At 65.5% G+C, this 17,669-nt stretch carries 18 protein-coding genes; 4 read left to right on the top strand and 14 right to left on the bottom strand.

Features of this window, described 5'->3' with window-relative positions; all coding sequences use genetic code 11:
- Positions 1 to 62: 62 nt before the first annotated feature.
- On the top strand, positions 63 to 791 hold the full coding sequence (locus tag CK228_RS22540; protein WP_095789279.1) for an SDR family oxidoreductase: 729 nt from the start codon (positions 63 to 65) through the stop codon (positions 789 to 791).
- Here CK228_RS22540 and CK228_RS22535 read toward each other — a convergent pair.
- Both CK228_RS22535 and CK228_RS22530 read right to left on the bottom strand, forming a co-directional pair.
- Positions 788 to 1,777 (bottom strand): LysR family transcriptional regulator, encoded by a 990-nt coding sequence (locus tag CK228_RS22535; protein ID WP_095789278.1) that lies wholly within the window; start codon positions 1,775 to 1,777, stop codon positions 788 to 790. The two genes, CK228_RS22540 and CK228_RS22535, sit on opposite strands and share 4 nt — an antisense overlap.
- A 19-nt stretch (positions 1,778 to 1,796) precedes the next feature.
- Positions 1,797 to 2,702 (bottom strand): S1C family serine protease, encoded by a 906-nt coding sequence (locus CK228_RS22530; protein ID WP_095200613.1) that lies wholly within the window; start codon positions 2,700 to 2,702, stop codon positions 1,797 to 1,799.
- A 326-nt stretch (positions 2,703 to 3,028) separates the two neighbouring features.
- Here CK228_RS22530 and yghU point away from each other — a divergent pair, with 326 nt between their 5' ends.
- Positions 3,029 to 3,895 (top strand): glutathione-dependent disulfide-bond oxidoreductase, encoded by an 867-nt coding sequence (gene yghU / locus CK228_RS22525; RefSeq protein ID WP_095789277.1) that lies wholly within the window; start codon positions 3,029 to 3,031, stop codon positions 3,893 to 3,895.
- A 77-nt stretch (positions 3,896 to 3,972) separates the two neighbouring features.
- On the opposite strand, the gene CK228_RS22520 is transcribed toward yghU, so the two are convergent.
- Both CK228_RS22520 and CK228_RS22515 read right to left on the bottom strand, forming a co-directional pair.
- On the bottom strand, positions 3,973 to 4,272 hold the full coding sequence (locus CK228_RS22520) for a DUF1236 domain-containing protein (RefSeq protein ID WP_095775199.1): 300 nt from the start codon (positions 4,270 to 4,272) through the stop codon (positions 3,973 to 3,975).
- 417 nt (positions 4,273 to 4,689) lie between these two features.
- Positions 4,690 to 4,932 (bottom strand): exopolysaccharide production repressor protein, encoded by a 243-nt coding sequence (locus CK228_RS22515; RefSeq protein WP_095789276.1) that lies wholly within the window; start codon positions 4,930 to 4,932, stop codon positions 4,690 to 4,692.
- A gap of 216 nt (positions 4,933 to 5,148) precedes the next feature.
- Here CK228_RS22515 and CK228_RS22510 point away from each other — a divergent pair, with 216 nt between their 5' ends.
- Positions 5,149 to 5,889 (top strand): sulfotransferase family protein, encoded by a 741-nt coding sequence (locus CK228_RS22510; protein ID WP_095789275.1) that lies wholly within the window; start codon positions 5,149 to 5,151, stop codon positions 5,887 to 5,889.
- A gap of 114 nt (positions 5,890 to 6,003) precedes the next feature.
- Positions 6,004 to 6,288: a hypothetical protein gene (locus tag CK228_RS22505; protein ID WP_095775085.1), complete on the top strand. Its 285-nt coding sequence runs from the start codon at positions 6,004 to 6,006 to the stop codon at positions 6,286 to 6,288.
- Between the two features lie 440 nt (positions 6,289 to 6,728).
- Here the strand turns inward: CK228_RS22505 and CK228_RS35365 are convergent, their stop codons facing one another.
- From CK228_RS35365 to CK228_RS22450, 10 genes are all read right to left on the bottom strand, one after another.
- Positions 6,729 to 6,947: a hypothetical protein gene (locus tag CK228_RS35365; RefSeq protein WP_179296012.1), complete on the bottom strand. Its 219-nt coding sequence runs from the start codon at positions 6,945 to 6,947 to the stop codon at positions 6,729 to 6,731.
- Between the two features lie 91 nt (positions 6,948 to 7,038).
- Entirely contained in the window at positions 7,039 to 8,301 is a 1,263-nt protein-coding gene (locus CK228_RS22490; protein WP_245438096.1) for an amidohydrolase family protein, read from the bottom strand.
- A gap of 323 nt (positions 8,302 to 8,624) precedes the next feature.
- Positions 8,625 to 9,176, bottom strand: a complete 552-nt coding sequence (locus tag CK228_RS22485; RefSeq protein ID WP_095789273.1) for an isochorismatase family protein — start codon at positions 9,174 to 9,176, stop codon at positions 8,625 to 8,627.
- Between the two features lie 78 nt (positions 9,177 to 9,254).
- A complete protein-coding gene (locus CK228_RS22480; RefSeq protein WP_095789272.1) occupies positions 9,255 to 10,778 on the bottom strand; it encodes a WD40 repeat domain-containing protein in 1,524 nt (507 codons plus the stop codon).
- Positions 10,779 to 10,969: 191 nt separating this feature from the next.
- The gene (gene xth, locus CK228_RS22475) at positions 10,970 to 11,740 is read right to left on the bottom strand and encodes an exodeoxyribonuclease III (protein WP_095789271.1); all 771 of its coding nucleotides are present in this window, start codon (positions 11,738 to 11,740) and stop codon (positions 10,970 to 10,972) included.
- A gap of 7 nt (positions 11,741 to 11,747) precedes the next feature.
- Complete coding sequence (locus CK228_RS22470; protein ID WP_095789270.1) at positions 11,748 to 12,392, bottom strand: alpha/beta fold hydrolase; 645 nt, start codon at positions 12,390 to 12,392, stop codon at positions 11,748 to 11,750.
- 208 nt (positions 12,393 to 12,600) lie between these two features.
- Entirely contained in the window at positions 12,601 to 13,725 is a 1,125-nt protein-coding gene (locus CK228_RS22465) for a tetratricopeptide repeat protein (protein ID WP_095789269.1), read from the bottom strand.
- The gene (locus CK228_RS22460; protein ID WP_095775078.1) at positions 13,722 to 14,630 is read right to left on the bottom strand and encodes a Ku protein; all 909 of its coding nucleotides are present in this window, start codon (positions 14,628 to 14,630) and stop codon (positions 13,722 to 13,724) included. The genes CK228_RS22465 and CK228_RS22460 overlap by 4 nt, the downstream gene beginning before the upstream one ends.
- A 234-nt stretch (positions 14,631 to 14,864) precedes the next feature.
- The gene (gene ligD / locus CK228_RS22455) at positions 14,865 to 17,369 is read right to left on the bottom strand and encodes a DNA ligase D (RefSeq protein ID WP_095789268.1); all 2,505 of its coding nucleotides are present in this window, start codon (positions 17,367 to 17,369) and stop codon (positions 14,865 to 14,867) included.
- A gap of 69 nt (positions 17,370 to 17,438) precedes the next feature.
- Entirely contained in the window at positions 17,439 to 17,663 is a 225-nt protein-coding gene (locus CK228_RS22450; protein WP_095775076.1) for a hypothetical protein, read from the bottom strand.
- Positions 17,664 to 17,669 lie beyond the last annotated feature (6 nt).

The following is a 17,669-nucleotide window of genomic DNA, read 5'->3' as shown; positions in this document are numbered from 1 at the left end:
TTTTCGGCAGACCGACCTGCCAATCCTCTGCCCTTGTCCCATCAAAGCAAAGGCAGAGCGAAATGAACCTTTCGAACCAGAAGATCCTGATCGTCGGCGGCGGCTCCGGCATGGGCCTGGCGCTGGCCAGGCGCTGCGTCGAGGCCGGCGCCACGGTCATCGTCGCCGGGCGCGGCGAGCAGAGGCTGCGACAGGCGCGCGAGGCGCTTGGCAATCCCGCCGGCCTGGACGTTGCCGTCGTAGACATCGCCCGGGAAGGCCAGGTTGCGGCGCTGTTCGCCGAGATCGGTGGGCTCGACCACATTGTCAGCACGGCGGCCGACATCGACGGCGCCTACAGGCTGCTGCCGGAGCTTGACCTGAAGGCGGCGCAACGCATGGTCGACAGCAAGCTGTTCGGCCCGCTGCTGCTTGCCAAGCACGGCGCGCCACGGCTTGCCGCTGGCGGCTCGATGACCTTCATCTCCGGCATCGCCGCCTACCGGCCGGCCGCGCGCGGCTCGGTCGTCGCCGCCGTCAACGCCGCGCTCGAAGGGCTGGTGCGGGCGCTGGCCGTCGAACTTGCGCCGACCCGCGTCAACGCCGTTTCGCCCGGCTGGGTCGACACCACGATCTGGGCGCAGGTCGCCGGCGACCGCAAGGCCGAGATGCTGGCGGCGATGGCCGAGCGGCTGCCGGTCGGCAGGGTCGGCCAGCCCGAAGACATCGCCGACGCCATTTTCTTCCTCATCGGCAACGGATTTGCCACCGGCACGACGCTGCATGTCGAAGGCGGGCACCGGCTGGTTTAGCTGGCGGCGGTCTTCGCCAGGGAGTTGTTTGGAAACAATGCCTTGGAGCCATCTGCCGATTCAAGTCCTGAGCCCGTCTCAAGACGTTCAGGCACCAGCGTGTCGCGCGCGGCGGCGAGCAATTGCCTGAGCGCCGGCGGCTGGATGCGCCGGCGTCGCCAGACCATCGTCAGCGGTGCCGTCCGCTTTCGGCCGGGCCACGGCAATTCCATGAGCTCGCCGCGCGCCAGCGCATCGCTGACGGCGAGACGGGGAAGGAGGCCGAGCCCGGCACCCGTCGCCACCAGCCGGGCAATGGCGCCGATGCTGCCGACTTCGGCCGCGGGTTGGGGCGGAACCATATCCGCCTCGGCAAAAGCGGTGTCGAACATGTGCCGGTAGACGCATCCGGGCTCCGTCGCCACGAAGCGCAAAGCGGCCAGGTCTGCCAGGTCGCGCGGCGCGGCGGCTTGCCCGGGAGCCGCGACCAGCACCAGCGGTTCGGCCCCTATCGTGCGCCTGGCCAGGCGTCCGTCGGCGGCGCGCTTCGCACCGTCCTGACGCTCGAAGCAGAAGGCGACGTCGATGTCGCCGTCCTCCAGCAGGCGCCGCAGCGTGCCGCTGTCGGCCACCTTCATCCGCACGGTGATGTCGGGATGGCCAGCCTGGAACCCCGGAAGCCAGGGCGCCAGCCGGGCCGAGGCGATCGTTTCCAGCGCGCCGATGGTCAGTGCCCCGCTGCTGCGCCCGGCAGCCGCCAGCACCGCGGCGCGCGCCTCGCCGTCGAGCCGCAGCAGCTCTTCGGCGATCGGCTTCAGCGCCAGCCCCGCCGGCGTCAGTTCAAGGCCGGACTTCGAACGCGTGAACAGGGCAGCACCCAGTTCGGCCTCGAGAGACTGGATCTGGTCGCTGACGCTCGATTGCGCGAGGTGAACCGCCTCGGCGGCACGCGTGATGTTGCGGCTGCGCGCCACCGCGAGGAAGGTCTTGAGCAGTCTGGGGTGCATTGCCGGGCCGACACCGGGCCTATTGCAGTTGCGGCTTCTTCAAGAAACTGCCGCGGTCTGCGGATTTGACGCGCAGCCAGGTCTCGCGGCCGTCGCGCACCACCCGCATCGGGATCTCGGCGCCGGCCGAGCCGCTGTCCCACAGCTTGCGATAGAAATCGGCGAGCCCGTCGACGGCGCCGTCGCGCACCTCTGAGATGACGTCACCCTGGCGCAGGCCGGCTTTTGCCGCCGGGCCGCCCTCGGTCACGCTCATCACCACCACCTTGCCGTCGCTTTCGGCCGACAGGGCGCCGAGCCACGGGCGCGGCGGCTTGGCCACCTGGCCGCGCGTCAGCAGATCGTCGAGGATCGGCGGCAACAGGTCGATCGGCACCACCATGTTGATATCGGCGACCTCGCCGGCGCGGCTCATCTGCAGGCGCAGCGAACCGATGCCAAGCAGCGCCCCGTCGGCGCTGAACAGCGGCGCCCCGCCCCAGGACGGATGCGCTGGCGCGATGAAGATCGCCTCGTCGAGCAGATACTCCCAATAGCCGGCGAATTCCTGCTTGGTGACGATCTTGGCCTCGACCGCCCGGCCGACGCCATCGGCAAGCACCACCGCGTCGCCGATCCTGGCCTTGCCGGCATCGCCCAGCGCCACGGCCGGCAGGCCGGTCGGCGCCAGCGCCTGGACAAGGCCGAAACCCGATTCCTGATCATAGGCCAGCGCGTGCGCCGGGATGACACGGCCGTCATGCGCGGTCAGCCAGACCTCTTCGGCCTCAGTGATGAGATAGCCGATGGTCAGCACCAGCCCGTCATTGCGGATGACGACGCCGCTGCCTTCCCTGAGCGTGCCCAGCGCGCCGGCTGTGAAGGCATCCTCGGGAACAGTGGCGCGCACGGCAACGACGGAGCGCGGATTGGGATTGATGGCCATGATTTTGTCCTGCGATGCAAATGCTTGGCGGCTTCTCCTATAGGTATGGCTCGGAGGGGATGCTGCAAGGGGTGAGAAACGGGGGCCGCAGGCCACGAAAAGCCAATTGCTTGGCTTTCGAGTTTCGAACGGTGAAGGCCCGGTCCGCCTTCAGGCGGATCAAAAGGTCCCGTGGAGGTTTTGAAGGGGCTGAACGCCCGAAGGGCTGGGGGCGCGGCGCCCACATAAAACAATAGTTCAACGCAAGTTGAACTTTCGCCTCTGTAGCCCTAGCTGTAGATGCATCCGCTCAATCACATCCTTCCCATCCCCACCCGAGGCCCGACATGACAGACTACACCCCGCCGAAAGTATGGACCTGGAACAAGGCAAATGGCGGCGCCTTTGCCAGCATCAACCGGCCGATCGCCGGGCCGACGCATGACAAGGAATTGCCCGTCGGCAAGCATCCGCTGCAGCTCTATTCGCTGGCGACGCCGAATGGCGTCAAGGTCACCGTCATGCTGGAGGAGCTTCTGGCGCGCGGTCACAAGGGCGCCGAATACGATGCCTGGCTCATCCGGATCAACGATGGCGACCAGTTCGGCAGCGGCTTCGTCGAGGTCAACCCCAACTCCAAGATCCCGGCCCTGATGGATCGCAGCGGCGCCACGCCGGTGCGTATCTTCGAATCCGGCTCGATCCTGGTCTATCTCGCCGAAAAGTTCGGCGAATTCCTGCCCACCGAGCAGCCGGCGCGCGCGGAAGTCCTGTCCTGGCTGTTCTGGCAGATGGGTTCGGCACCGTATCTGGGCGGCGGCTTCGGCCATTTCTATGCCTACGCGCCGCAGAAATTCGAATATGCCATCGACCGTTTCGCCATGGAAACCAAGCGGCAGCTCGATGTGCTCGACCGCCGGCTGGCGGAGACGGAATATCTCGGCGGCGAGGATTACACGATCGCCGACATGGCGGTGTGGCCCTGGTATGGCGGGCTGGCGCTCGGACGCATGTACAATGATTCCGGCGAGTTCCTGTCGGTGCAGGAATACAAGCACGTCCAGCGCTGGGCCAAGGCAATCGACGCCCGCCCGGCGGTCAAGCGCGGCCGCATGGTCAACCGCGCCTTCGGCGAGCCGGCCCTGCAACTGCATGAGCGCCACGACGCCAGCGACTTCGACACCAAGACGCAGGACAAGCTGGCCGCCGAATAGGCGGCGGCAAAAGCTGGCAAGAAAAACCCGCCACCAGATTGGTAGCGGGTTTTTTCAAATGCCTGATGCTGAACCGGTTAGTGCAGCACTTCTACGATCTGACGGGTGTCCGGGTCGACCAGGACAGTCTGGTCGTTGATCACGGCGACGCGATACTTGACGTTGGGCACTTCGCGCAGTTCGACCTTATCGGGCACCGGCGAGCCGAGCTTGAGCTCAAGGCCCAGCAGATTGACCGACGCCAGCGGCTGCTTCTTGACGTATTCGCGAACCACAGTTTCCTGCTCCGGCTGAACGACGATGGTGTCCGCCAGGGCCGCACCGATGCCGCCCATCAGGACGATCGCGGCTGCCGCACTCGAAAGATAATGTTTCATAACAACCTCCATATCCATTATCCGGGCTTCCGGCCCTGTAGGAGAACTCGGCCACCGTCACGAGGTTCCATCGCGATTTGTGGAATAAATGCGACACGCCCAACAAATGCCTATTTTCTATTTTTTCGAAATCGAGCGAAAGCACGCAATCTATGCTTTTGACAATCCGCGATTAATTACCGGATTTGAGGAATATCGCGGAATGCACTTGACTCGGAGGATGCATGCGAGGTGCTCTTTTCCAGATAGAACGCGAACCGTCGATTGCCTTGGCGACAGCTAACGTAGAGCGCACGCCGTCGTTCCACATGCCGTCATGGAAGACATTAAAAGGCTCGCCGGCCGGGAACAGGGGCTGGTAGTCGGTCGTCCCACTGCCGATCTATCCCCGGTATCCGGCCTCACAAGTGATCGGCCTCACAGCGAAACACCGTCGCGATGCAGCGGCGGAACACCGTCGACCTCACCCTCGCTCACCGCCTTGCGTGCGCGACTGTAGATCAGCCGCATGACGAGCGCGAAATAGCCGACTTGGAGGACCACCAGCACGGCTATCGTCCAGCCCAGCGCCTTCCAGAAAGAACCGGTGGCCATGTAAGCCCATACCGCGACGAAGGTGGTCGTGGCTGACATCCCCACGAGAAATTGTCCAAAATACATCGATCCCGCATCGCCGAAACCACCCGGTTTCGCACGACTCCCTGCCCGAATTCCCAATGCCCGCCTATAAAGTTTCATTATTTTAGCAACTACGCAACTATGTGATCGTCCGACCTTAGCCCAGCCTCGAAATTTGTTGCGCGTTGACCTGGTCGGGAGCAATTTGATGCTCACGGACTGCGGGTGGCGCAGAAAATAAGTCCGGGGGATGGGGAAATGACGCTCAAACTGATCGGAGCCGGTTTCGGCCGCACCGGCACGTGGTCGACTTTTGCCGCGCTGAACAGGCTCGGTCTGCCCTGCTATCACATGCAGGAAGTGATCATGAACAAGGCCAACAAGGGCCATCTCGATTTCTGGCGCAAGGTGGCCAACAGCCCACCCGGCAGCCAGCACGACTGGAACCGCGTCTTCGCCAACTATACGGCGACAGTCGACAATCCCGGTTGCTGTGTGTGGAAGGAATTGCTGGCCGCCTTCCCCGACGCCAAGGTGCTTTTGACCTTGCATCCGCGCGGCGCCGAGGCGTGGTACGAAAGCACGATCGACACGATCTACTTCACCGAGAATGTCTGGCAGTTCAGGATCCTGGAATGGCTGACGCCCTTCGGCTGGAAATTCGGCGACATGTCGCGCAAGCTGATATGGGGCCGCACGCTGGATGGCGTGATGAACGACCGCGCCAAGGCGGTGGCGCGATACAACGCCTATGTCGAGGAAGTGAAGGCGGCCGTGCCCCCGCACAGACTGCTGGTCTACAAGGTGACCGAAGGCTGGGCGCCGCTCTGCGATTTCCTTGGCGTGGCGCTGCCCAACGAACCCTTCCCCAACCTCAATGACCGCGAGACGATCAAGAAGATCATCCGCGACATCATCAAGGGCTCCTACATCATGCTGGGTCTGGCGCTTGCCGCCGTTGCGGTGGTGGTTGCGGCGCTGTGGTGGTGGCTGTGGTAGTTGCACCCGCAAGCTCAAGTCCGAAGGGCATCCGAACCCCTTGCCACGGGGACCGGGAACCAACCACCGCACCTCGAGTTTTGCTTTCAGTCTTTTCAAGGATTGGAGGCCAGCATGGCACCGCGCAGCAAACCACGCACCGGCGATGACGAAAGCCCTGAGGTCGAGGGTCCGACCATCGAGCAGCAGGACTGGGACGCGATCAAGGGTGCCCAGATCCTGCCCGATACCGTGTCGGAAAACGGCGACATGCGCTACGCCGTCGAAAAGGACGGCGACCTGCCGGAGGAGGACGATGACAACGCTCTCCAGCACAGCGACGACGCCTTGCCCGACGACGAGGAAGAAGCCGCGATCAAGCGGCACCCGACACGCGAGGGGCGGTTCGACGAGACATGAGGGCCAACGCCCTTTCAGACCTGCAAGCGCTCCCTCCCCGCAATGTCCGCGTAATCCTCCGGGCTTGCGGCAATCCAGGGTTCCCGGGCCCGCTTGGCCTGCGAGCCGGTGAGCTTCCTCAAATGGTTCCGCTTCTCGGCAACGGCCTGTTTGCCGCGACATCCGGACTGAACCAAGTTCCACTTCACCTGCCTTCTGGGGCGCATTTTCTCCAATGAATGTGAAAGTTGGCACACCGCTATTAGATGCCGGGCGGCCGACATCTGCTCTGCTCGACGCCCGAATTGGCCCTCGAAGGGCAAAGCCTTCATATCCGAGTTGGCTAAAATAGCGGAACATCCGATGGACATTGCCGGAACCGAACAGGACCCGTCGGACCTTTGCATACCTCACCTAAGACCTTGGTCCCAAAAGGAAACGCAAAAGGCCGATGTGGGCCGTCACCGGGAACATACCGCCTCCGCCGTCGTTTGCCGCAAGATCTGCTGACCGGACGGGATTTCGGAGGAAGAGCCATGCACCATCGGTCCATCATCACCAGAACAGGCCACGGCCCGGGCACGGCGGTCGCCGTGTTGATGGTCGGACTTGTGGCGGTTGGGATCGTTTTCCTTGTCCTGGGCGGCTTGCTCTATTTCGGCCAGCAGCCGCCTGATCAACGCGCGCTGTCCTCCGTGCCAGCCCGATCGGCCCAGGCGGTCGATTGATGTGTGCGCAATCCGCGACGCCGCCCTCTGCCGGCAGCGCGTGTCAGCGCGCCAGCACCTTGCCATCTCTGGCGACGGCCTTGCCCCGCCGGTAGACCGTGCGGTCCTTCGGCACGGCCACCACCGCTTCGGGCACGTGCTGCGCCGGCATGGCGACGAAGTCGGCCTTGGCGCCGACGGCAATGCCATAGTCCGCCAGCCCCAGTGCCCTGGCGCCGGCATGGGTCACCACATCGAAGGCCGCCGCGAGCTCGCGGTCCTCGTAGAAGCCGGAGCGATAGCCGATCATGTTGGCCCGGTTCAGCATGTCGCCATCGCCATAGGGCCACCAGGAATCCCGGATGTTGTCGGAACCGCTGAACACGGTGACGCCGGCCTGCCGCAGGGCCGCCACCGGCGGGAAGGCATGGTTGCCGGGCGCATTGGTCATGATCGCGACGCCGGCGGCCGCCAGCATCGCGCCGGCCCTCGCCAGCGCGTCGGGCGGGATGTCGCCAAGCCCATAGGCATGGCTGACGGCGACATGGCCCGCCATGCCGAGCGCCTTTGTCCGCGCGGCGATCTCCTCGACCTGGAATAGGCCGAGCGCGCCGCCGTCATGCAGATGGATGTCGACGCCGGCGCCATGCTTCCGCGCCAGGGCGAACACCACATCGAGATGGCCCTTCACATCGCGGTCGAAGCTGGCGGGGTCGAGCCCGCCGACAAGGTCGCAGCCGAGCCTCAGCGCCTCGTCGAGCAGCTCCGCCGTGCCGGGCGAGGACAGGATGCCGCTTTGCGGGAAGGCGACGAGCTGGATGTCGATGAGGTCGCGGTATTTTTCGCGCACGGCCAGGATGGTCTCGACATGGCTGAGCCCGACCGATGCGTCGACCATGACATGGCTGCGCATGGCTAGGCTGCCATTGCCGACGCAGAGCTCGAGCTGGTTCTTCGCGCGCTCCGCCATCGGCGCGGCGGCGGCAAGGTTTCGCGCCTGGAAGGCGACGCGCTCGCGCACGTCGAACCCGTTGGTGCAGGGAATGTGCGGGCGCCAGGCATCGCCATAGAACGAGGTGTCGAGATGGATGTGCCCCTCGACGAAGGCCGGCACGACAAGCTGGCCATCAAGGTCGATGATGGCGGGGTCGACGATGCCGGGGGTGCCGATGGCGGGGGCGACGGCGGCGAAATCAGCCGGCGGCGCCTTGCCGGCCGGCACGATGGCGCTGAAGCGGCCGCCGGTGACGAAGAAATCCGCCAGCGACCCGTCGGCCAGTTTCGCGTTGCGGAAAATCGTCTGTTCGCTCATCGTCTGCTCGCTCATGGGCGCCATCGCTGCTGAAGCGCCAGTCCTCGCCGCCCGCCTGCCGTGGGTCAATGCGGCAGCCAAGGAAACTGTTTCGCGCAATTGCCGCTGGTGCCGGCGAGACAGAGCGCGAATCCGCGCCGCGGCTCTTGCCTATTCCGCTTTCGCGGAAGTTTCGGCAGCCCCGCAATGTGCCATTGTGTTATCGCGGCGGTACGAGCCGCCCTGGTTGACGCGGGCGCCCAGCCATCCCCAACAATGCGCCGCCCCGTCCGCGTCGACCATGGCTTGGCATTGTGATCCGTCCGGCAGGCCGGGCTGTCATGACCGTCGTTGCCGCTTCAACCGCCAACCAGCGCCTTTGTCGTCACCAGATTGACGCCAGCCTCGGCGAATTCGTCATTGTGCCTGGCGATGATCTGCTCAGCGCTCTCGCTGGCGCTGTCCAGCGTGCTGTGGGCGTCGGAAACCACGGTGACGCAGAGCCCTCTGGCGATTGCGGCCCTGACGGTTGCCGTGACACAAAAATCAGTCTGCGCACCGACGATCACAACCCCACCGGCCCCCTGCGCAACCACCCAGTCGCCGAAGGCTGAATTGCTGAAAGCATCGCGCACGGACTTGGCGAAGGTCGGCTCGTCCTCCGCCTGACCAAGGGCGGGCCATATCGGCCAACCCGGCTCGCCCGGCGCCAGCGGATCGCCCTCAGGTCCATCATGCCTGACGAAAGCGACCTTGTGTCCACCCCGCCTTGCCCAGTCGATCACCGCCCGGGCGCGCTCGGCAATGGCGGGCGCGTCGTGGATCGGCGGCTCGTGCAGGCCGTCGAACATGGCGGTCTGGAGGTCGATGACGACGAGTGGCGCTTTGACCACGAGGCTGGGTGCTGGCATGATTTTTACATAGCATGGCGGGGAAGGCGATCAAGAATTTCGGAGTGCCTAACAAGAAGACGGAACCTCACCAGGCTCTCACTCCGGCGCGCCGGCAAACAGCACCACGCCATCCCCTCCAGCCGCCGGCCAGTCCCTGATGGTGCGGTCGTAGCCGCCGGTCAACACTGTGCCGTCCGGAGCGAAAGCCACGGCGTAGATCGGGCCGGTCTGGCTGTCGAACATGGCGATCTGGTTGCCGGTTTCCATGTCCCACAGCCGCGCCGTGCCGTCGAGCGAGCCCGACAGCAAGCGCTTGCCGTCGGCCGACAGCGCCAGTGTATAGATCGTGCCTTCATGGCCCTCGAAGCGCTTTACCTCGCGGCCGCTGTCGAGATCCCAGACCTTGATCGTCAGGTCGCCGCTGCCGGTGATCAGATGATGCCCGTTGGCGGTGAAGACGGCGCCATATGTGCCCTGCTCGTGGCCGTGCCAGCTGCGCAATTGCCTGCCGCTTTCGATGTCCCAGAGTTTCAGCGTGCCGTCGATGCTGCCGCTGAGCGCCTGCTTGCCGTCGGGCGAGACGGCGACCGCGCTGATCGACCAGTCGTGCCCGCTCAGCACATGCAGCACGGAATTGTCGACGAGGTCCCAGACGATGACGTTGCCGGTGTCATGCCCGCTGACGGCGCGCCTGCCGTCCGGGCTGATGGCCAGCTTGTTGACGCCGCCATTCTGGCCGGCCTGGAAGACATGCAGCACGGCGCCGTCGGCAAGTTTGCGCAGCACGATCTCGCCATCGTCGCCGCCCGTCAGGGCGCTGACGCCGTCGGGCATATAGAGCGCGGTGCGCGCCATGTCCTTGTGGACGCCGAGGTTGCGGATGAGGTGCTTGCCGCCAATGTCCCACAGCTTGATCACACGATCGGTGCTGGCGCTCATGATCGATCGGCCGTCCGGCGCCACCGCAAGCCAGACGACCGCCTCGCGATGGCCGTCGGGCTGCGTCGGCGCCGCCGGTGGCGGTGGCGGCAACGGCGCCACGGTCGGCGGTGGAATGACCGCGACCTCCGGCGGAGCGGCCGGCGCCTGCGGCGCGGGTGCCGGCGGCGGGTTGGCGGCTGTCGGTGGCGGAACTGGTTGCGGGGCCGGCGCAGGAGCCGGCTCAGGTGCCGGTGGTGCGCTGGCGACATCCTGGCCCTTCGGCTCGGCGGGTTTGGGTTCGGCCACCTTCGGTTCATTCGGCTGGGCGGTCACCTCGGCGCCGCCCCACGGGCCGAACCGGTCGATGGCCAGTGCCGCCAGCACGATCAACGGCAAGGCGAAGAAGATCGCGCGCAGGCCGGGCCTGCCGGTCTCCTGCACGTCGGCCGCGCGGCCGAACAGCGGTGTCCCGGCTAGACGTGCCGGCCGCCCCGGCAACAGCCCGGCCCAGAACAGCACCGCGCCGACGAGGCAGGCGAGTGCCAGCAGCGAGAAGACCGCCATCTGCGTCGCCCAAGGCTCATGCATGGCCGTCAGGCCGAAATCCTTGCTGCCCGGCAAGAGATAGAGATGGACAAGGCAAGCCGCGGCCAGCGCCATCAGCAGCACCGCCATCAACCTGTCGGCAACCCTGGTCATGGCGCAAGGCTCATGATGCCGCCGATGACGGCATCGGCCTCGATATTGGCAGGCTGTGGTCGCATCGAATTCCCTCGCCGCGACCGATCTTACGCAAGGCCGCGGCGGAGTCGAGTGGCCGCCGGTGCGAATGCCGCGTGGGCGCGAACGCACGGAAATGGCTGGACATTCCTTGCTTCGTTGGGCGCTACCTACTTCAACTCCACCCAGACAGGCGCATGGTCGCTGGCGCCGTCCTCGCCGCGCACGTCGCGGTCGATGCCCGCCCCCTTCAGGCGGCGAGCGAGCGTCTTCGACAGCAAGATGTGGTCCAGCCTTAAGCCTGCATCGCGCGGCCAGCGGTTCCTGCGGTAATCCCAGAAGGTGTAGAGCGTCTCCTTCGGATAGACCTTGCGCAGCGCGTCAAGCCAGCCCTGCTCGATGAGGGCAGCGAATGCGGCGCGGCTTTCCGGCTGCACCAGCGCGTTGTCGTCATAGGAGCGCGTGGCATAGATGTCGCGCGGCTCGGGCACGATGTTGTAGTCGCCGGCCAGCACGACCGGCAGGCCGGTGTCGAGCAACTGCCCGGCATGCGCCTCCAGCCGCCTGTGCCAGGCCAGCTTGTACTGAAATTTCGGCCCCGGCTGCGGATTGCCGTTCGGCGCATAGAGGCAAGCGATGACGATGCCGTCGACCGCCGCCTCGATGTAGCGGCTCTGGCGGTCGGCGTCGTCGCCGGGCAAGGCATCGCGGGTCAGCACCGGCTCCGCGCCACGCGCCAGTATGGCGACGCCGTTCCAGGTCGGCTCGCCCTTCCACACCGCGCCATAGCCGGCATCGGCAAGCGCGGTGCGCGGAAACTGCATGTCGCGCGCCTTGAGTTCCTGCAGGCAGACGACATCGGGTTTCGCCACCGCCAGCCAGGCCAGAAGGTTTTCGAGGCGGCTGTTGATGTTGTTGATGTTGAAGGTGGCGAGTTTCATGGACGGGTCAGGACGCGAACCGCCCCGCCCAACCCTTCACCGTCTCCGCCAGCGTCTTCAGATGATCCGCCGTCGAGAATCCCGACACACTCTTGCGCGGCTTCAAATCATGGTCGCCATCTTCCAGCCAGATCACCTCGATCGCATCAGACAGCCCATAACCCGCCACTTCGTCGCGCGTGCCGAACTCGTCGCGCGTGCCCTGAAAAATCAGCGTCGGCGTCTTCAGCCCGGTCAGATGCTTTGTCCGCAACTGGTCGGGCTTTCCAGGCGGATGGAAGGGATAGCCGAGGCAAACCAGCCCGGCGATTTCGCCCTTGGCGAACATCTCGTCCGCCACCATCGAAGCGACGCGCCCGCCCATCGACTTGCCGCCGATGATAAGCTTGCCGGTCACGCCCCTGGCGCGGAGATCGGCGATCGCCTTGATATATTCCGGGTTGACCGTCTCGGCGCGCGGCGGCGGCTTGCGGTGGCCGTAGCGGCGGGCGGCCATGTAGTGGAATTCGAAGCGGGCAACCTGGAAGCCGGCCGCAGCCAGAGCCTTGGCGGTTGCGGTCATCGAAGGGGAATCCATCGACGCACCGGCGCCGTGGGCGAGCAGGATGGTGACGGGAGCGGTGTCGAAGCCGTCGAAGAGGAAGCTGGTCATGGGGCGTCTCGCGCCGCAGTGACGTTGCCAATCTCCCCCCTCGTGGGGGAGATGCCCGGCAGGGCAGAGGGGGGCGCCAAGGAATGCCGGCCTTCAGTCAAATCTCTCCCGGGCAAGACGGTCTCAAATGAGCCGATCCGTTGGCGGGACAGCGCCCCCCTCTGTCCTGCCGGAGATCTGCTGTCATCGCGACCTTCGCCAATCATGGTCACCCCGCCGTCCGCGCCAGCTGCATGTCCACGAACTGCACGCCCCTGGCGGCCACCCCGGCCCATTCGGACTCCGCGTCGAGCTCCAGGTAGCGCACCCAGAGCCGCCGCGCCTCGGGCAGATTGCCGGCGTCGAATTCCAGCCTGGCCAGGTTGAACACCGGATCGGCATAGCTCTTGTCGAGCGCGATCGCCTTGTGCAAATGCCGCCGCGCGGAGGCATCACGGCCCTGCTCGCTCATCAGCCCGGCGAGGTTGAACCAGGCTTCGACGAAGGCCGGGTCGAGCTTGATCGCCCTGGCATAATCATGCGCGGCATCCGCCGCGCGGCCGCCGGCGCGCAGGCAGTTGGCGCGGTTGAAGGCGGCGATGGCGTCGCTGGGGTCGATGGCGAGGCAGCGCTGGTAGAGCACGGCGGCACCATCATGGTCGCCGCCCTCCTCGGCCGCTTCGGCCTCGGCGAACAAGTCTTCCAGCGTGTCGTCGCCTTGTGCCGCGGCGCCCAGGTCGAACAGCAATTGCCCGTCGAGTTCGCTCTGGCCGCCTTCGAGATAGATCGCGTCGGGGCGGCCATGCTGCGAGCCGACATTGAGCGATTTGGCGGTGAGCGAGGCGACCGGGCCGGAGCGGTGCACGGAGCGGGCGATCGCGCCCCAGGTGGCGCCGCCGGCCACCAGCCCGGCATATTTGCGCGCCAGGATCAGGTCGCGGAAGGAATAGGGTTCGCAGTCATGCTCGAAGGCATCGAACAGGCTGAGCAGGTCGAGGTCGGCGCCCGACAGCCTGGATTGCTCGATCAACGATTGCCGCGACAATGACGACGCCTCCGGCGCCTTCATCAGGCCGAGCAGGCGCAAAAAGCCGTTCTCGCTGATCAGCGTGCGCCCGGCCGCGCGCTCGGCGGCGACGCGGCGCTCGATCCCGGCGTCGCCGCTTTTCGTCAATCCGGCCTTGGCCAACACCGTCCTGCCGAACACGACATGCGTCGTGCGCCTGGTGATGCCGCGCCTGAGCTGGCCGTGCTGGCGCTCGACCTCACGCGCGGCGAGACGCAAGGGGAACGCCGCCAGCGCGCCGATGGTACCGAAAACGGCGCCCGGAACCGAAACGGCCGGTGCCGTCATTTCTTGCTCTTGCCGACCGCCTTGAGCAGACTGGCCTTCAGCGGATTTTCAGGCGCGCCACCCGCTGCCGCCTTCTTGGCGGCGGGCTTGGCCGCCACTTCATCGGCCTTGCTCTTCGACTTGGCCGGCGGCTTCGACTGCGACAGGCTGGCCTTCAGCGCATCCATCAGGTTGATGACATTGCCGCGCTCGGGCGCGGCCGCGATGATCGGCTTGTGACCCTTGAGCTTCTCGCGGATCATCGCCATCAGCGCGATCTCGTAGCGGTCCTCGTAATCCTTCGGATCGAAGGTGGTTTCCTTCTGCTTGATCAGCGCTTCGGCGAGCTGGAGCATTTCCGGGTCGGGTTTGCCTGCCGGGATGTTGCCGAAATATTCAGCCGTGCCACGCACTTCGTTCGGGTTCCTCAACGTGCACACGAACATGCCGTTCTCGCGCGCGCCGATCGTCACCACCCGCTCGCGGCTGGACAGCACCAGCCGCGCGATCGCCAGCTTGCCGGATTTGCGCATGGCTTCGCGCAGCACGGCGAAGGTTTCCTCCGCCATTGCCCCGTCCGGCGCCAGGTAATAGGGCGCGTCCTGATAGATGACATCGACCTCGCCCTCGTCGACGAAGGCCTCGATGTTCATCGTGTGGTTGGATTCGATGCGCACCGCGTCGAGGTCGGCTTCATCGATGATGATGTACTGCTTGTCCTCGTACTCGTAGCCCTTGACCAGGTCCGAGCGCTCGACGAGCCCGAGTTCGGGATCGACCGGCTTCATGTTGATGCGGTTATGGGTCTTCTTGTGCAACTGATTGAACGAGATGCGCTCGCTGGTCGTCGTCGCCGGATAGAGCCGGACCGGACAGCTGACGAGGCTGAGCTTGAGATAACCCTTCCAACTTGCCCTGGGCGCCATGATACACTCCTACGCGGCCATGCACTGATACTGCTCAGCGCTTTTCGTCCGAAGGACGATTGACGCCGTGGAAATCCTACACCGACCCCGCATGATACCGGCAAATCCCTGACGAAGTGTTTTAGGGCGCTGGAGGGGTTGTTGGGGAGAATAATTCAAATTGTAAGAAGCGTCGATGGACTGGAATTTTAAACGCTGGCGGGACCACCGATCGGGGCGGCCCTTATCTCGCGCCTACTTCCTCGCCCCCTCGAATACCGGCAAATCCCGCGCAAAATCCTCGATATCCGCCCAGGGATCGCCCGACGTCTCCAGCAGCCCCGGCAGCGAGGAATAATTCAGGTCCTGCGGCGCGTCGATCGCCTCCAGGTCGCTCCAGCTCACTGGCGTCGAGGCCGGCAGATTGGTGCGGGCGCGCAGCGAATAGGGCGCGGCGGAGGTGTGGCCGCGGGCGTTGCGGTGATAGTCGATGAAGATGCGCTTCTTGCGATTTTCCTTGCCCATGGTGGTGGTGAATGTGTCGGGCGCGGTGGCCGCCAGATGCGTCGAGATGGCGCTGGTCGCCTGGTGCAGCTTCTTCCAATTCTGCTTGGGTGTCACCGGCACGGTGATGTGGATGCCGTTGCCGCCGGACGTCTTGGCGAACGGCACCAGCCCCAGCCCCTCGAGCTCGCCCTTGATGTGGACGGCGGCTTCCACCACTTCGCGCCAGGAAATTCCCTCGCCCGGGTCGAGGTCGAAGACGATCTGGTCGGGCTTGTCGAGGCTCAAGCGGTGCGTGCCCCAGGTGTGGAATTCGACGACGCCGAACTGCGCCAGCGCCAGATAGCCTTTTGCCCCCTCGACCGAGAGGTAGGATTTGGTCTCGCCCTCGGAATTGGTCGCCTGGAACGTCACCACCGAGGGTGGCATGCCGGTGAAGGCGTGGCGCTGGAAGAAACAATCCTTTGGCAGGCCGGTCGGGCAGCGCACCAGCGACACCGGGCGGCCGAGGATGTGCGGCAGCATGAAGTCGCCGACCAGCGCGTAATAGACGGCGATGTCGAGCTTGGTCGGCCCGGTCTTGCCGAACAGCCGCCGCTCCGGATTGGTCACCCAGATGGTGGCGAGATCCGCCTCCGAGATCAGCCGCTTGCGCTTGGCCGAGACCGGCGTCGACAGGCCGACATCCCTGAGACCGCGAAACACGCCATGGCGCAACGCATTGTCCGCCGTGCGGTTGGCGTAATGGATGCGCGCCGAAAACAGCGGCTTCACCCAGTGCATCTCGCGCATGATCTCGCGCGGCACGCCTTCCGGCGCCGTGGCGCCGGAAGTCAGCGGCTCCAGCCGGGCGAGCAGGTCGGCTGCCGTCTCGGCATCGAAGCCGGTGCCGACCTTGCCGCGATAGTGCAGTTCGCCTTCCTCCCACTCGGCCATGCCGAGTGCCGCCAGCCCTTCCGCCGCGTCCGAAATCGTGTAACCCGCGATGACGAAATCGTCCTTCTGCAGCGCCTTGCACTTGGTCCAGCTCTTGGTGCGGCCGCTCTGGTAGATCGCGGAGGCGCGCTTGGAAATGACGCCTTCGAGCCCGAGCTCCGTCGCCTGGTCATAGAGCCCCTGCCCGGAGCCCTCGACATGGTCGGAGAACTGGATGGCGGAATTCGCCCCGAGCCCGCCAAGCAGCTCGGCCAGCAGCGCCTTGCGCCGGATGAGCGGTGCTTTCAGCAAGTCCCAGCCGTCGAGATGCAGGAGGTCGAAGGCATAGAAATGCAGCTTGCTGCCGGCGCCCTCGGCCAGCGCGTCCTGCAGCAGCGCGAAGCGGCTGATGCCCTTGGCGTCGAGCACGACGATCTCGCCATCGACGATCGCCTCGCGGCACGGCAGTTTGGCGAAGGCATGCGGCAGGTCGCCATAGCGCTTCGTCCAGTCGATGCCGCCGCGGGTGATCAGCCGCACCTGCCCGTCGGACAGATGCGCCATGGTGCGGTAGCCGTCGAATTTGATCTCGTGCAGCCAGAGTTCGTTGGTGTTTTCGGCAGGGCCTTCGCCGCCCGGCGGCCTAAGCGCCTGCGTCGCCAGCTGCGGCTCGATGCGGCTGAGCGCCGACGCCTTCACCGCGCCGGGCAGTTCGCCGGGTTTCAGGGAACCCGGCTTTGGCGCGGACTTGGCCGCCGGTTTCGCGGCGGCCGCCAGTTCCTCGATGCGCAGGCCGGATTTCACGCTTTCCGGCCGCGCCTCCAGAATATTCAGCGCCGTGTCGGCGGCGAGGTCGCGCTCCTTGAACAGCAGCCAGTTCTTCTTGTTCTCGTCCTCGCCGGGCTTGGGCTTCAGGCGGGTCAGCATCCAGCCGCCATTGAGCTTTTCGCCGGCCAGCCGGAACTTGAAAGCGCCGGTGCGCAAGCTCTTCTCGACATCGTCCATCGGCGCCCAGGTGCCGGTGTCCCAGACGATCATCGGCCCGCCGCCATATTCACCCTCGGGAATGACGCCCTCGAAATCGATATATTCGAGTGGATGGTCCTCGGTCTCGACCGCCAGCCGCTTGTCGGCCGGGTTGAGCGAAGGTCCGCGCGGCACCGCCCAGCTCTTCAGCACGTCGCCGACCTGCAGGCGCAGATCATAATGGTCCGCGGTGGCGTGATGCTTGTGGACGACGAAGCCGTTGCCCTCGCCGGTGATCGGCCCGCCGGCCGGTTCCGGCGTTTTGGAAAATTCGCGCTTGGCGCGATAGGTCTTGAGTTTGGCGGGAGCGGGCATGGTCAAGGACCGAAGCGCTTGGCAAGCAGGAGCAACTGCCGCGTTCCGGAACGGATGGAAGTCACGCTCTCAATCGTCGGCAGCCGGGGTCAGCTCGAGCTCGGCCGGCGACAGGCCCTGCTGCAGCTGGGCGAGCCGGAACTCATCCACCCAATAGGCCTCGCCGTCGACCAGCACGCGTGCGCGATAGGCCCCGTCCGAAAAGCTTTGCGCGGTGATGTAGACCTTGTGGGCGTCGAGCGCCTTGCGCACCGCGGCGCGCTTGGCATTCTGGCCGGTGACGGGACTGAACATGACGCT

It is taken from the genome of Mesorhizobium sp. WSM4312, from assembly GCF_002294875.1.
Classification (GTDB): Bacteria; Pseudomonadota; Alphaproteobacteria; order Rhizobiales; family Rhizobiaceae; genus Mesorhizobium.
The sequence above is the reverse complement of the archived record's forward strand: the minus strand, read 5'-3'. Positions and strand labels throughout refer to the sequence as shown.

Coding starts and splice junctions, on each gene's coding strand:
- CK228_RS22540 (WP_095789279.1), top strand. CDS start 63: ATGAACCTTTCGAACCAGAAGATCCTGATCGTCGGCGGCGGCTCCGGC.
- CK228_RS22535 (WP_095789278.1), bottom strand. CDS start 1,777: ATGCACCCCAGACTGCTCAAGACCTTCCTCGCGGTGGCGCGCAGCCGC.
- CK228_RS22530 (WP_095200613.1), bottom strand. CDS start 2,702: ATGGCCATCAATCCCAATCCGCGCTCCGTCGTTGCCGTGCGCGCCACT.
- yghU (WP_095789277.1), top strand. CDS start 3,029: ATGACAGACTACACCCCGCCGAAAGTATGGACCTGGAACAAGGCAAAT.
- CK228_RS22520 (WP_095775199.1), bottom strand. CDS start 4,272: ATGAAACATTATCTTTCGAGTGCGGCAGCCGCGATCGTCCTGATGGGC.
- CK228_RS22515 (WP_095789276.1), bottom strand. CDS start 4,932: ATGTATTTTGGACAATTTCTCGTGGGGATGTCAGCCACGACCACCTTC.
- CK228_RS22510 (WP_095789275.1), top strand. CDS start 5,149: ATGACGCTCAAACTGATCGGAGCCGGTTTCGGCCGCACCGGCACGTGG.
- CK228_RS22505 (WP_095775085.1), top strand. CDS start 6,004: ATGGCACCGCGCAGCAAACCACGCACCGGCGATGACGAAAGCCCTGAG.
- CK228_RS22490 (WP_245438096.1), bottom strand. CDS start 8,301: ATGAGCGAGCAGACGATGAGCGAACAGACGATTTTCCGCAACGCGAAA.
- CK228_RS22485 (WP_095789273.1), bottom strand. CDS start 9,176: ATGCCAGCACCCAGCCTCGTGGTCAAAGCGCCACTCGTCGTCATCGAC.
- CK228_RS22480 (WP_095789272.1), bottom strand. CDS start 10,778: ATGACCAGGGTTGCCGACAGGTTGATGGCGGTGCTGCTGATGGCGCTG.
- xth (WP_095789271.1), bottom strand. CDS start 11,740: ATGAAACTCGCCACCTTCAACATCAACAACATCAACAGCCGCCTCGAA.
- CK228_RS22470 (WP_095789270.1), bottom strand. CDS start 12,392: ATGACCAGCTTCCTCTTCGACGGCTTCGACACCGCTCCCGTCACCATC.
- CK228_RS22465 (WP_095789269.1), bottom strand. CDS start 13,725: ATGACGGCACCGGCCGTTTCGGTTCCGGGCGCCGTTTTCGGTACCATC.
- CK228_RS22460 (WP_095775078.1), bottom strand. CDS start 14,630: ATGGCGCCCAGGGCAAGTTGGAAGGGTTATCTCAAGCTCAGCCTCGTC.
- ligD (WP_095789268.1), bottom strand. CDS start 17,369: ATGCCCGCTCCCGCCAAACTCAAGACCTATCGCGCCAAGCGCGAATTT.
- CK228_RS22450 (WP_095775076.1), bottom strand. CDS start 17,663: ATGTTCAGTCCCGTCACCGGCCAGAATGCCAAGCGCGCCGCGGTGCGC.